Raw genomic sequence first — 13,284 nt, 5'->3', positions numbered from 1 at the left:
AGGGCAAGGTCACCATGGACTTTGCCTTCTTCGCCATTGCCTTTGACATCAAGAAAATGGCTGCCGTGATGAGAAAACAGGCACAGAACGGTCTCTCAAAGGCTGTTTTTATACCAATATACCGACTATATAACGCAAAATGCGGCTTCGTGGGTGCTTGTGACAGATTTTACATCAAAAAAGCGGCATAGAAAGAATCTTTCCACGCCGTGCCTGTAAAAAAACAAATAAGAGGATGTGCCTATTTTGACACACCCTCGTACGTCCAAGGTACGTCCAAGGTACGTCCAAGGTACGTCCAAGGTACGTCCAAGGTACGATGCAGCAACATTAAGGGTATGTTCAAGGAAGCCAGAAGGAAGTAGGTAGGAAGATAGTAGGAAGATAGTAGGAAGATAGTAGGAAGAAGGTAGGAAGAAGGTAGCAAGATAGTAGCAAGAGGATAGCAAGCCGAAAGTAAGAGTCGTAATTGGGAAAAAGAGTAAGGCATTGACAATTAACCCCGAAAGGTGTCGGGGATGTTAACCTTACTCTTTATTTCTGTAAGAGGCTGAAAGCGGAGGAATTTGAACCCACGAAAGTGGGGTATTTTGTCTTTTTGTATATATAAAATGGTGCCAAGATATATGTAAGCTATATGTAGTGTATATGCAAGCTATATGTCCAGCAGCTGGACTATCCAAGATGGAAACAGTGTAAAATCATAGTATCATGAAGAAAACAAATATTATTGAAATTGCAGTATTACTCGCTATCGTAATTACATGCGTAGTTCTATTGAAAAATAAGAATGAAGGTAATGAAAATACAGTTCCGTCGGAATTGGCGAATGTCGAAAAGGTTGAAAATGGAATAGAACCAGCTATGTATGGCGCATGGCGACTTCTAAGTGTAAGAGACTCTTTGGGAAACGATGAGTCTTTCGACATTACTGGCAAAATTAGGTTGCATATATCTTCAACCGCTGTAGTTATAAAATCCTATTACGAAAAATCGGAATACAAAGAACTGTCGTCTAAATACAGTCTTTTAAAAGAAGACTCTTTAGATATAGATGCTTTTGAATCTTATACAAACGGCAAGGTCTTGTTACTGAAATATAAGAATGAAGTATATTGCCTATCAAAAGATTTTGGATCGAGTTTATAATCAGTAAGAAACTGTCTATTTCACCTCCAGACGGTAGGCTTTGTTGCGGTCTGAGACAATCCTGATGTCCGAATTTTGCTCTACGACAGGTCTCAGCCTTCGCACAAGAGTGTAGAGCGTCTCGCTTGCATCGGGCTTCTTAGGCCAGAAGGCATCGCATATTTCGGCTTTCGTCAGCGAGTGGCTTGGCGAGTTGAAGAACATCTCCATAAGCCTCTGCTGCATAGGCGTTAGCTGAATCTGTGTGCCGTTGGCTGTTACGAACCGTCCCTCGGCATTGTCGAAATGCAATCCGCCAAAGCTGCTTTCCGTCGCATCTGATGGCTGATTATCGCGCTTGTGCCATGCGTACAATGCCCACAGCAGCGTTGCAATACACAGAGCCAAGGCTGGCTTCTGGTCGGACAGCCCGAAGATTGTGGCTTCCGAGCATCGGGCGTATGCCCTGAACTCGCGCGAGCGAGCATCAACGGCAATGGTTGCCTTTCCGCGCAGTTCGGCAATCTGCAAGTGGCGGTTAAAGGTGCGTATCGTATCTTGGCTTATGATGTTGCTTTTCTGCTCGCGCATGGTCATGGCAAGTGCTCTGTCCATCTCGCGGTTTACCGTCAGGCTTGCCGATTTGTAACTGCCAATGCTGGCAAGGCACGACGAGACGATGAGTGTAAACAGCACAATTACAACGTGTTTTTGTTTCATTTCTATAGCAGATTAAGTTTTTTTGAACTACTGCTCGCAAAGATAACGATTTTGAAAACATCTGCCCCACAATGTAATCGATTTCTTTGCCCAATTAAATTATTTTTCCGACTTTTGCAATCTGTAATCTAATAATAAAACGAAACAAGATGAAAAAACTACTAATCTTGCTGATTTTCTCGGCATTCTGCCTTGCAACCGTCAGGGCACAGGAGGCTGACAGAAATTCAATGTCTAATGTCGACCAGTCGGCAGAGTTCCCGGGAGGCAGGAAAGCCATGCTCAAATTCTTTGCAGAAAATGTGGTGTATCCAGAAGAGGCTCTGAAACAGGATATTCAGGGATGCGTTCGCATTTCGGCGACTATCGACAAAGACGGCTCGGTAAAGAATGTCGAAGTTGTGGAATCTGTACATCCATTGCTCGATGCCGAGGCTGTGCGTGTTGTAAAGCAAATGCCAAAGTGGAATCCCGAAATGATGGATGGCAAGCCGATGTCTGTCACTCAGACAATTCCTGTCGTTTTCAAGACCGATTCTGCTCTGATGGTTAATCAGTTTGTATTGGAGAGGGGTGATAAATTACCCGAATTCCCCGGAGGTCTTAATGCTTGTTTGAAGTTTATTTCTGTAAATTTAAAATATCCGGCAGAGGCGGCAAGACGTAAAATTTATGGGCGTGTGGTCGTTAATTTTGTGGTAGGCATAGACGGCTCTATTACCAATGTCAATGTTGCAAAGTCTGTTCATTATATGCTCGCTGAAGAAGCTATACGCGTGGTAAAGAAAATGCCAAAGTGGAATCCCGGAATTCTGGATGGAAAACCTGTGCGCGTGAAGTTTTCTCTGCCTATAACTTTCAGAATTCCAGAATCTTTATCTGCAAGATAATAAAAGGGTAGACTCTTCCGAAAAGTAATAGATGGCAAAATATATGAAACGATTTCTGGTCTTATTGATTTTCTCGGTGTTCGGCCTTGCAGCCGTAAGGGCGCAAGATTCTGTTGTGTTGCAAGAAGAGGATGAAAATAAGATTTTCGATGTGGTGGAACAGATGCCAGAATATCCTGAAGGTATGGCTGCATTGCTTAAATTCATAAGTAATAATCTGAAAGTTCCAAAAGGACTCGAGTCGGAAGATCTGATTCCAAGCAAAGTGGCGGCTTCTTTCATCGTTGAAAAAGACGGCTCTATTACGGATATAAAAATTACGAAATCTGTTCATCCTTTGCTCGATGCCGAATATGTTCGCGTTATAGGCTTGATTCCAAAATGGAATCCCGGAATGAAGGACGGCAAGTCTGTGCGTGTCAGATGCAGCATTCCTATGCTTTTCCATTTTCAATATTAGGAAACAAAATCTTAAAAAATATACAAAGTGAAACGATTTCTGTTCTTATTGATTTTCTCGGCATTCTACCTTGCAACCGTCAGGGCACAGGAGGCTCACAGAAATTCAATGTCTAATGTCGACCAGTCGGCAGAGTTCCCGGGAGGCAGGAAAGCCATGCTCAAATTCTTTGCAGAAAATGTGGTGTATCCAGAAGAGGCTCTGAAACAGGATATTCAGGGATGCGTTCGCATTTCGGCGACTATCGACAAAGACGGCTCGGTAAAGAATGTCGAAGTTGTGGAATCTGTACATCCATTGCTCGATGCCGAGGCTGTGCGTGTTGTAAAGCAAATGCCAAAGTGGAATCCCGAAATGATGGATGGCAAGCCGATGTCTGTCTGTCAGACAATACCAGTAACTTTCAAAATCCCAAATCCTGTTAATTTCGGCGTTAATGAACATACTGTTAATGATTTGGATAGTAAACCTGAATTTCCTGGCGGTATTGAGGCAAGTAAAAAGTATATTGCCGAAAATCTAATATATCCAGAGGAGGCAAAGAGACAAGGTATCTGTGGAAGGGTGCTGGTCGTTACGGGCATTGACCGAGACGGCACGGTAAAAGTTTTGGGCATTGAGAAGTCAGTCCATCCTCTTCTTGACGAGGAGGCAAAGCGTGTAATCAGTTCAATGCCAAAGTGGAAACCAGGAATAAAGGATGGCAAGCCTGTGCGTCTCAAAATAACAATTCCAGTTAATTTCGGTGTTGCTGAACATTCGATTGATGAATTGGATAGAAAACCTGAATTTCCCGGTGGACTTGATGTCTGCATAAAGTATCTCGCAGTAAATGTCAAATATCCAAAAGAGGCGGCAAAGCGTAAAATTCAGGGACGTGTGATTGTGGATTTTGTGGTAAATAAGGACGGCTCAATTACAGATGTCAATGTGGTAAAGCCTGTCCATTACTTGCTCGATGAAGAAGCTGTGCGTGTAGTCAAGACAATGCCAAAGTGGAATCCCGGAATTCTGGATGGGAAACCTGTGCGCGTAAGGTATACTCTGCCTATAAATTTCAAAATTCCAGCATCTTTATCTGCAAGATAATAAAAGGGTAGACTCTTCCGAAAAGTAATAGATAGCAAAATATATGAAACGATTTCTGGTCTTATTGATTTTCTCGGTGTTCGGCCTTACTGCCGCCAACGCACAAGGAGTAAAAAACGGAACTGACGGCTTGGCCAAAAATTCCGAATCATCAGCCGACATAAACAAACTGATTTGGAATCTGCTGATAAAGGAACACAAAAAGAAGGGCGGCAAAAATCCGCTTCTAAACTACGACGATGAAGCCGACAGATATTACGAAGAAAACAAGACCGATGCCGGAGTCTGCATCTTCGATTCGGGAGCAGACGAAGCTTACTGCCATGCTTTTAAATGTTATCCGCTTGCCGACGGCTCTGTCAAAGTGTACGAATATGTGGCGAAATTGCTGGGATATAATGCCTCGGGCGAGGATGAAATTCCAACGTCGTTCCATTTTTATTGTTTTCGATACAAAGACGGAAAACTTACCCGTCTGAAGAACGACCCGGATATTGAAAAGCCGCTCGGCAATGTGCGTGTCTATAAATCAAGTCCAGTGAAATTTACCGATGATAACGGACTTGAAATAGAGGATGAAGAATTCAGATGGGACGGCGAGAAATTCATTAAGAAAAAATAATCATCGTTGTGGCATCGTCCTGTAAATGTCACGATTAAATCGTTACAATAATGCAGACATTAGAACACAAACAAAGTTTGGAGGAACGCGTATGCGAACTGGAGGCGCAGGTGGCGGAACTACGGCAGAAGGTGGCATTGCTGAGTGGCGAAGAGCCTGAAACCGTGCCGGTTGAGCCTGTAGAAATGCTTGCTGCCGAAGAAGAACCTGTCGTCGAGAATGAACCAGTCGTCGACGAGATTAGTCCCGAAGACATCGTTGACGAATCTGTCGTGGCAGATATCGCTCCTGCCGAGGCCGAACCAGAGCCGGAAATCGTGCAGATGGAAACTGCCGCCGACGATTTTCGCCCTGAAGAATCGAAGAGGAAAACCAAATCATTGGAGTCGAAGATTGGCAAGCTGATTATCCCAGTGGCAGGCTCTGCGCTCATTATATTTGCGCTGATTTTGTTCGGCAGCCTGATTCAGCCGCATCTTACCGACATGATGAAGGCCATTCTGATGGCTGTGGGCAGTCTGGCAGTTACCGCCTTTGGCATATGGAAGATGAAGTCGGGCAACCGCTATTACACTCTTTTTGCAGCCTTGGCAGGATGCGGCTCGGCAGCATGTTACATCACCGCGCTGGTTTCGCATTTCGTGCTCGGCGTATTGCCCGAATTGGGATTGATGGCGTGCGTAGTCCTCTGGATTGCTGCAATGACGGCACTCAGTCGCTTTAAGTCACGTATTTTCTGCTACATCTGTTACGTCGGAATTCTTGTTGCGGCTTGCATGACCGTGCTGCGGTGGGGCGAATCGCCAATAGGACTGTGGGTGTATATCGTCAGCGTTTCGGCTTTGTTCATGGCAAACGTAACCCGATGCTACAAACGCGACGGTTGGCTGCTTATTCAATATCCGCTTGTAATGTTGGCAATGTCTGGAACTTACGATAGCAGCACTTTCTCGCGGCTTGTCATCTTCCTTACTACAGCCGCCGTCTTGGCAGGGCAGATAGTTTTCTACAGTCGCAAGGTAGGGCAGAAGGCAATTTTCATAGTGCCAACCGTCCTCTCGTTTGTTGTGTTCCTGTCGTGTGCCGTAGGGTTCGACAATGTTAGAATACTTGATTATGTTCTGTTCTTTGAATACTTTGGTCAGCCAGTATTCAGCAATCATTGGGCATGGAGCATTCTGCTGGGCGGCACGCTTATTGGAATGTGTGCTCTGTATCTGAAATGCTTCCACTTTTATGACAGTTTAGTCGAAAGGGTTCTGATATTTATCATGGTGGGCTTTACGGCTCTGTATGTCCCTGAACTGAATTACGGAGCATTCTATAACGGTTGGTGCAGCACTCATCTTGTTCCTGCCGTGTTGGCTTTGGGCGGTGGCTGCTATTTCAACAGAAAGGAATTCAGATTTTTAGGCTATGCCTATCTCTTCCTCTACTCGTTGGCGTGTGTTCCTCGCCTCGAGATTCCTTATTCCGAAGGAATTGGACAGAATGGTGCTTTGACGTATAACCTTAAGTGCAGCGTCTTTGTGTACTGGGCATTGCTGATGGGCTTCGGCACGTGGATTTGGCGACGCTGTCAGACTATCGAAAAGAGTATCATTCTTGCTTGCTGCGCATGGGGTATTATTACTCTGACCATTGGCAATTGGGTTGATATGGGATGTTGCTATCTGCTGCTTTGCGCATATAGCTTAGTGCTGATATTCAAGATATTGCCAAAGATGATGCCGGACACTCAATTGTTGAACCGCGAAAACATCATGCTATTGTGCTCATGTCTGTCTGTGGCTGTTCTGTTTGTCAGGTCAGTTTACGACATGCATACGGGCTTACTTTCTATGCCGAAGGATTATGGAAGTCCAATCATCGGACTTGCGGCATCGCTCGTGCTCTTTACGCAGGCTAATGCGTTGGCATCGCGCAACATGAGACTGCTCTCTTACGTTCTGTTAGCCATAAATCTGGGTGTAAGTACTGGCGATTCGCTCGGCTTGAATATGATGGCTTGGTGTCTCTATCTTGTTGGACTGGCATGGTTCATCTATTGGACGGTGCGCAATTATGCGCAGATAGACAAGCTGTGTCTGGCAGCGTTGGTGCTCTTCTTCGTCTGTATGCTCGGTGTTATGAAGGCTCTGAATATTGCAGAATGTTGGGCTTTATGTGCGCTGTTTGTCATGGGCTGCGGCATATCCCGCTTCTCGCGCAATCCGCATAGCGGAGAAGTCGAGTTGCTATCGCACTGCATCTGTAACGGTGCGCACGAAGTGTTACTGCTTATTGGTACATTCTTGCTTTTGTCTTGTCACAAGCCGCTCTTCTTCGGTCGTGCTATTGACGGCACAGAGACTGTCGTAACCGTCTTGCTCGTGGTGCTTGCGCTCATGCTGGCTGTCAGCAACCTGAAGAGGGTAAACGACCTGATGCGCTACCTGCCGGAATATTGTGTAAGCGTTTACAACGGAGGCAAATTCACTTGGACATTGATTGTCATCTTGTGGCGATTCTCTGTGGTGTCATATCTCATTTCGTTGGCTGGCATCTTGCTCGCTATTGCATTTATTGTCGCCGGATTCCGCTTCAGACTAAAGGGAATGCGCCTTTATGGTTTGGTGCTGACTATGTTGTGCGTGGGCAAGCTGCTGTTCTTCGATATTGTATTCGACAATGCTTTCTATCGTCCTGTCAGCTTCCTTGTGGCAGGCATCTTGCTGTTCCTCATCAGCTACATATATTTCCGTCTGGAGAAGGGCAGTGCGACTGGTGCATCCGACGATAATATCTAATAAATACAAAAACTGATAGAATGAAAAAAATCACTTTCTTGCTACTTCTTGCAGCATTCAGCGTGACTATGGTTCATGCACAAAGTAAAAAAAGAATTGTTGAAAAAATAGATTCAGTAACGGTGATAGACAGGAAACCCGAATATCCAGGCGGATTTCCTGCCGTCGTTGAATATATCAGAAAAAATTTAAGATATCCGAATGAGGCTAAAGAAAAGGGAATAGAAGGATGTGTGAATGTTGTTCTTGTAATTGATGATGATGGAACTGTTTCCAAAGTTAAGGTTGAGAAATCTCTTCATCCACTGCTTGACGAAGAGGCTGTGCGAGTTGTAGCCTCAATGCCTGAGAAATGGAAGCCGGGATATTATCATGGGAAGCCAGTCCGCGTAAGATATATAATTCCAGTACCGTTCAAACTAAATAATGACGAAAAGATTGTATCTGCCGATTCTTTGTATATCAAGCCTGAATTTCCTGGCGGACGTGAGGCATTAATAAAATATCTTAGCGAGAATGTAACTTATCCAGATGAGGCAAGAAAGAAGAATATTTCAGGGTTGGTAAAAGTCCTTTTTGATATAGAAAAGGATGGAACTATCACAAATGCAGTCGTAGAGAATCCGCTTCATCCATTACTCGATGCCGAGGCGCTTCGAGTTATTAACATGATGCCCAAATGGAAACCATGTTTCAGAAACGGTAAACCTGCGCGTTCAAAATTCAGAATACCAGTCACTTTCAAATCGTATGAAGAAGAACATTTGTTTGGCGACAGTAATGCTGATGAATTAAAGAGCTTAGACGTAATGCCTGAATTTCCCGGGGGAATGTCTGTTTGTCTTAAATTTCTTGCCTCTAGTATAAGATATCCGATAGAAGCACAAGAGAAAAAAATACAGGGAAAGGTGGTCGCTTCTTTTATTGTTGAGAAAGACGGCTCTCTCTCGAATATTAAAGTCGTGGAGTCTGTTCATCCATTGCTCGATGCTGAGGCTGTACGTGTTATTTCTATGATGCCTAAATGGAAGCCGGGGATAAAGTTGAATCAGCCTGTGCGTGTAATATATAGAGTTCCTGTAACATTTCGATGTAATTAGTCCGTTCATCGCGCTACAAACAATAAAAAGCTGTTTGGCGCGTGCTGATTGACTTTTGAAAACTTAAAAAATAAACAGAAGAGAATCAGTATGTTATCTGCCTTGTGTAATATGATGTAAAGAAAAATATGGCGTCAATCGGCAGTTTTTCTACATTTGCAACCGAAAGTCCGGACAACTTAAAAGTTTTACAAACCCAAAAAGACTAAGAAAAATGAAAAGACTAATTCTGTTGTCGCTGATGGCTGCATTCAGCCTTGCGACTGTTCAGGCTCAAAAGACGGTTGTTTCGCAGAAAGAGCAGAAACCTGAGGTGTTCATGGTAGTAGAAAACATGCCCGAATATCCCGGAGGCAACGAGGCTATGATAGCATTCTTTGCCAAGAACATGAAATATCCTGCTGATGCGCAGAAAAACAAAGTGCAGGGTCGCGTATTAGTGACTTTTGTGGTGGAGAGAGACGGCACGATAACCGATGTGCAGGTTGCCAAGCCAACTTTTCCGTCGCTCGACGATGAGGCTATGCGCTTGGTAAAAAAGATGCCGAAGTGGAAGCCTGGCACTCAGAGAGGCGTTCCTGTTAGAGTTAAGTTCACACTTCCTGTGGTATTTAAATTGTAATGAGATATCTCGTTATCATACTATGCTTTGCGCTTGCGGCGTGCTCTTCGGAGCATTGCCGCAATGGCAAGCTGCTCAAAGCCGATTCTCTGTGTTTTCAGAATCCGCACTTGGTAGTCCGCGAGCTCAGTTATGTCGATGTAAACAGCTTTACTCTCGATGCCGACCGCGCCCTGTATTCGCTCGTCTTCACCGAGGCTGTGCACCGCGTTGGGTTCGCCCTCAAGTCCGATTCGCTCGTCGCCTTCAGTCAGCAGTTCTACGAGAAGAATGGCGACGACCGTCGGCTGGCACGCGCCTGCCTGCATCGCGGCATCATCCTCTACGGAATGCAGCGATACGGCGAGGCTTTCCGCCTTCTGAAGCGTTCGGAAGAAATGGCTCGTAATCTTGGCGACGATGCCATAGACTATGAACTCTTTGCCGTGATGGGCGACATCAACGATAATGCCAACAACAATCCGCTGACGCTCGATTATTATCACCGTTCGCTTCGTGCAGCCGAGCGTCTGGGCAGTGCCGAGTGCATAGCCCGTCAGTTAAACAATATCGCCACGGTTTTCGACGAGATGGACGAGCCCGACAGTCTGAAATTGTATAACGACCGCTGTCTTCCGCTGCTCGACAGCATCGACGGAACGGTTCGCGCAACGCTTCTCTCAAACATCGGCAGTTATTATCTCCGAAAAGGAAATCTGCCTAAGGCAAAGGAATATCTGCTGAAATCAAAACAAACGTCGTATATCGACAAAACAATAAAACTGCTTGGCGATATTGCTGAAAGAGAGGGCGATATGAATCATGCGTGTATGTACTGGTCGCAGATGCAGCAGTCGCTGAACAACTCAATCCGAATAGACTCGCATCGCAGGCTTATTGCCTATTACGAGCGAATGGCGTCTCAGGATTCGAACCACAGCAACATGTATTACGCTATGGCTCTGAATCTTAGTAAACGGCTTAACTCCTTCTATAGCGAAAATTACGAGAAGAGCGATGCCGCCGGAATAATTGACATGCAGCAGCAATACGACAAGCAGCAGAAAGAACGGCATCAGTACAGGCTTACAATCTGCCTGCTCACGGCTCTAATCATCGCAATAATAATTGCGGTGATTGTTGCGTGGTATTATATTGCCAGCCATCGCGAACTGGTTCAGATGCAGCGTCAGAAGGTTGTTCAGGCTCGCGAGAACTCGCGCCAGATGAAGGATGTCGTGGCACGTCTTCACAAATCTGCCGACCGTGGCGTTCCTGCGCCCGACGACGACCTCAGCACGCTTGCTCAGCTAAGCTATGCGGCATCTCCAGCCTTGCTCTCGCTTCTGAAGCCGCTTGGCAGTCGCGAACAAGCCGTCTGTCTGCTAATCCGCCAGCATTTTCAGCCAACCGAGATAGCCATTCTCACGTCATCGTCTCCGCAGTCGGTAACAAACCTCCGCGTCCGCCTTCTGCAAAAACTGTTCGGTATGAACGGCGGTGCAAAAGATTTTGATTATCAGATATGTATGGTGTAGAGTATTTTCAGAAATTGATAGTAAAAACGGCAACAGTAACAGACAAACATGTATAATTATTCTTTTAATTCGTGCATAACAATTCTGTTGCCGTTTTACTATCTTCAGCGTAAGGCTTGGTTCTGTTTAAAAAGTCACAATCCTAAGTTATTTTTTCAACTTTCTTTTTTTCAAATTAAGGCATTATCCCCAAACCTCACGGGCAATATCCTGAACCAATGCAATTTTTGCCCATTGCTCATCCTCGGTAAGTTTGTTTCCTATCTCGCACGATGCAAAGCCGCATTGAGGCGACAAACACAGACGCTCCAGCGGAATGTATTTTGATGCTTCGCGAATGCGAGAGATTATCGTTTCGCGGTCTTCCAGTGCGGCACTTTTCGTCGTTATCAGTCCCAGAACCACTTTTTTGTTCTCGCTTACCTTCTTCAGAGCCTCGAAACTGCCCGAACGCTCATCATCGTATTCCAAATACAGGGCATCGACATTCTCGCGAGCAAAGACATAGTCGGCAACCGAGTCGTAAGGGCCGCTCGTAAAGTAAGTTGAGTGATAGTTTCCTCTGCAGATATGTGTCGTAATCGTTAAGTCTGATGGGCGGTTCTCGATGGCTCTGTTGTTCACCTCCAGAAGCTGTCCCTTTATTGTTTCAAGGTCGAGTCCTACTGATTTGTATCGAAGTTCGGCTGCATCTCCTACGATAGCACCCCATGTGCAGTCGTCAAACTGAAGAATCCTTCCGCCGGCAGAGTAGAACTGCTTGATGAAGCTCTGATAAGCTGTTGCAACATCGGCAATCAGTTCTTCGTTGGTAGGGTAGAATCGGCGTGTCTCCAAGAAGTTCTGCGGAATCAGGAACTGTTGGAAGAACTGCGCTGGCGAAGGAATGGTGAGCTTTGCCGCGATGCCTTCTTCCTCAAACTGGCGCAGAAATCCGAAATCGTCGATAAACGGATGAGGCTGAGTCAGAGGCTTGATTCTGCCAGTCAGGAAAGTCTTGTCGAGCGCAGCCATCTCGCCATGAAACGGAACGCCGCCGCCTTTGCTGTGTCCCACGCCCTCGAATCCCCACATAAAGTCCAGATGCCAGTATGTGCGGTTGTATTCTCCGTCGCTGATTATGCGCAGACCGGCCTCTTTCTGTTTCTTCACAAGCTGCTTGATGGCATCTCGTCTGATGTTTTTCAACTCTTCTGCCGAAATTTTTCCTTCTTCAAACTGCTTTCGCGCTTCTTTCAAAGCCGAAGGTCTGAGGAAACTGCCAACATGGTCGGCTCTCTGCGGTGCTGTAACTTTGGTGTCAAGAATGTTCATTATTTAATTCGATTGTGTTGTAATTTGTTGTTTATGAAATTTGATGCAAATGTATTGTAAAACAGATTATCTTGTATATGTGTTTTGTAAAATAAGGAAAATATGCTACATTTGTGCCGAATATAAACCTGATTGCAGAATATTATTCTGCAGAAACAAACAAAAGAAAAATGCTAAATTACGACGAACTCGACGAAACAGACCGTCAGATACTAAAGCTATTGCAGGAAAATTCGCAGATGACAGTCAAAGAACTGGCTCTTGCCGTAAATCTCTCAACCTCGCCAACCTTCGAGCGTCAGAAACGCCTCGAACGTGAAGGATTTATCAAGGGTTACAAGGCGGTGCTCGATTCAAAACGCATGAATCAGGGCATAATCGTTATCTGCAACATGCGCCTCAAACGCCACTCCCAGCTCCTTATGGACGAGTTTATGGAGGCCGTTCAGAACATTGAGGAGATAACCGAGTGCTATAATACCAGTGGCGACTACGATTTCACGCTGAAAATTTACACGCGCGACATGGAGTCGTATCATGAGTTTATGCGCACAAAACTGGGAAATATCGAGTGCGTAGGCTCATTTAACAGCGTTTTTGTGATGCGTGAGGTCAAAAATTCTCACGGAATTCCAATTTTGTGATGTCGTTTTTATGCCATAATGATGGATTTTGTCAAAAATCGCGCCCTTAATATTTATATATATTATGTGTAAATACGGATTTTTGAAAAATATTTAAAAATTCTTAAAATTTCTTTCTGAAAAGTTTGGCGGTTCGGAAAAAGGCCGTATCTTTGCACTCGCTTTCGGGAACGAGGCGAGCCGCCAAGGTCAGCGACTAGTGAAGGAAAGCAAAACAAGAAAGAGTTCATTGAAAGATTTACATAGACGAAGAAGTACAGGAGCTGTGAGCTAGTTAATACTAACTCACGGGTAAAAAAACAAGATACGAACTGTCAATTCGATTTATCGGTGCTAGGAAATTAAACAAATTATATTTTACAATGAAGAGTTTGATCCTGGCTCAGGAT

The 13,284-nt window shown here is 44.9% G+C and carries 12 protein-coding genes and 1 pseudogene; 11 read left to right on the top strand and 2 right to left on the bottom strand.

Going from position 1 to position 13,284, the window contains the following annotated elements:
* Together T538_RS18670 and T538_RS0113065 are read left to right on the top strand one after the other, a co-directional pair.
* Positions 1 to 191 (top strand): annotated as a pseudogene (locus T538_RS18670) (IS5/IS1182 family transposase); the annotation flags it as partial.
* A gap of 520 nt (positions 192 to 711) precedes the next feature.
* Entirely contained in the window at positions 712 to 1,149 is a 438-nt protein-coding gene (locus T538_RS0113065; protein WP_031534355.1) for a hypothetical protein, read from the top strand.
* A 15-nt stretch (positions 1,150 to 1,164) separates the two neighbouring features.
* On the opposite strand, the gene T538_RS0113060 is transcribed toward T538_RS0113065, so the two are convergent.
* On the bottom strand, positions 1,165 to 1,848 hold the full coding sequence (locus T538_RS0113060) for a helix-turn-helix domain-containing protein (protein WP_031534353.1): 684 nt from the start codon (positions 1,846 to 1,848) through the stop codon (positions 1,165 to 1,167).
* Positions 1,849 to 1,997: 149 nt separating this feature from the next.
* On the opposite strand from T538_RS0113060, the gene T538_RS17840 reads away from it, so the two are divergent.
* The 8 genes from T538_RS17840 (at position 1,998) to T538_RS0113020 (ending at position 10,937) form a co-directional block, all read left to right on the top strand.
* Complete coding sequence (locus T538_RS17840) at positions 1,998 to 2,738, top strand: energy transducer TonB (RefSeq protein ID WP_051656093.1); 741 nt, start codon at positions 1,998 to 2,000, stop codon at positions 2,736 to 2,738.
* 43 nt (positions 2,739 to 2,781) lie between these two features.
* The gene (locus T538_RS0113050; RefSeq protein WP_031534349.1) at positions 2,782 to 3,198 is read left to right on the top strand and encodes an energy transducer TonB; all 417 of its coding nucleotides are present in this window, start codon (positions 2,782 to 2,784) and stop codon (positions 3,196 to 3,198) included.
* A 27-nt stretch (positions 3,199 to 3,225) separates the two neighbouring features.
* Entirely contained in the window at positions 3,226 to 4,287 is a 1,062-nt protein-coding gene (locus tag T538_RS17835) for an energy transducer TonB (RefSeq protein WP_155993210.1), read from the top strand.
* Between the two features lie 43 nt (positions 4,288 to 4,330).
* Entirely contained in the window at positions 4,331 to 4,909 is a 579-nt protein-coding gene (locus tag T538_RS0113040; RefSeq protein WP_155993208.1) for a hypothetical protein, read from the top strand.
* A 50-nt stretch (positions 4,910 to 4,959) separates the two neighbouring features.
* Positions 4,960 to 7,698 carry a DUF2339 domain-containing protein gene (locus T538_RS0113035; RefSeq protein WP_081834990.1) on the top strand — a complete coding sequence of 913 codons (2,739 nt, stop codon included), beginning with the start codon at positions 4,960 to 4,962 and terminating at the stop codon, positions 7,696 to 7,698.
* A gap of 20 nt (positions 7,699 to 7,718) precedes the next feature.
* Positions 7,719 to 8,798 (top strand): energy transducer TonB, encoded by a 1,080-nt coding sequence (locus tag T538_RS17830; protein WP_081834989.1) that lies wholly within the window; start codon positions 7,719 to 7,721, stop codon positions 8,796 to 8,798.
* A gap of 214 nt (positions 8,799 to 9,012) precedes the next feature.
* Entirely contained in the window at positions 9,013 to 9,420 is a 408-nt protein-coding gene (locus T538_RS0113025; RefSeq protein WP_051656089.1) for an energy transducer TonB, read from the top strand.
* Positions 9,420 to 10,937, top strand: a complete 1,518-nt coding sequence (locus T538_RS0113020) for a hypothetical protein (RefSeq protein ID WP_031534337.1) — start codon at positions 9,420 to 9,422, stop codon at positions 10,935 to 10,937. Before T538_RS0113025 ends, T538_RS0113020 begins: the two co-directional genes overlap by 1 nt.
* A gap of 183 nt (positions 10,938 to 11,120) precedes the next feature.
* On the opposite strand, the gene T538_RS0113015 is transcribed toward T538_RS0113020, so the two are convergent.
* A complete protein-coding gene (locus tag T538_RS0113015) occupies positions 11,121 to 12,251 on the bottom strand; it encodes a 5-methyltetrahydropteroyltriglutamate--homocysteine S-methyltransferase (RefSeq protein WP_031534335.1) in 1,131 nt (376 codons plus the stop codon).
* Positions 12,252 to 12,421: 170 nt separating this feature from the next.
* On the opposite strand from T538_RS0113015, the gene T538_RS0113010 reads away from it, so the two are divergent.
* Positions 12,422 to 12,895 (top strand): Lrp/AsnC family transcriptional regulator, encoded by a 474-nt coding sequence (locus tag T538_RS0113010; protein ID WP_031534333.1) that lies wholly within the window; start codon positions 12,422 to 12,424, stop codon positions 12,893 to 12,895.
* Positions 12,896 to 13,284: the final 389 nt, after the last annotated feature.

The organism is Bacteroides sp. Ga6A2, from assembly GCF_000702225.1.
In the GTDB taxonomy this organism is placed as follows: Bacteria; Bacteroidota; Bacteroidia; order Bacteroidales; family Bacteroidaceae; genus Ga6A1.
This window is presented reverse-complemented; position numbering and strand designations above follow the sequence as displayed.

Bases quoted from the DNA above. Each gene is read 5' to 3' on its own strand.
- T538_RS0113020 (WP_031534337.1), top strand. From the start codon at position 9,420: ATGAGATATCTCGTTATCATACTATGCTTTGCGCTTGCGGCGTGCTCT.
- T538_RS0113010 (WP_031534333.1), top strand. From the start codon at position 12,422: ATGCTAAATTACGACGAACTCGACGAAACAGACCGTCAGATACTAAAG.
- T538_RS0113060 (WP_031534353.1), bottom strand. From the start codon at position 1,848: ATGAAACAAAAACACGTTGTAATTGTGCTGTTTACACTCATCGTCTCG.
- T538_RS0113025 (WP_051656089.1), top strand. From the start codon at position 9,013: ATGAAAAGACTAATTCTGTTGTCGCTGATGGCTGCATTCAGCCTTGCG.
- T538_RS0113040 (WP_155993208.1), top strand. From the start codon at position 4,331: ATGAAACGATTTCTGGTCTTATTGATTTTCTCGGTGTTCGGCCTTACT.
- T538_RS0113015 (WP_031534335.1), bottom strand. From the start codon at position 12,251: ATGAACATTCTTGACACCAAAGTTACAGCACCGCAGAGAGCCGACCAT.
- T538_RS0113035 (WP_081834990.1), top strand. From the start codon at position 4,960: ATGCAGACATTAGAACACAAACAAAGTTTGGAGGAACGCGTATGCGAA.
- T538_RS0113065 (WP_031534355.1), top strand. From the start codon at position 712: ATGAAGAAAACAAATATTATTGAAATTGCAGTATTACTCGCTATCGTA.
- T538_RS0113050 (WP_031534349.1), top strand. From the start codon at position 2,782: ATGAAACGATTTCTGGTCTTATTGATTTTCTCGGTGTTCGGCCTTGCA.
- T538_RS17840 (WP_051656093.1), top strand. From the start codon at position 1,998: ATGAAAAAACTACTAATCTTGCTGATTTTCTCGGCATTCTGCCTTGCA.
- T538_RS17830 (WP_081834989.1), top strand. From the start codon at position 7,719: ATGAAAAAAATCACTTTCTTGCTACTTCTTGCAGCATTCAGCGTGACT.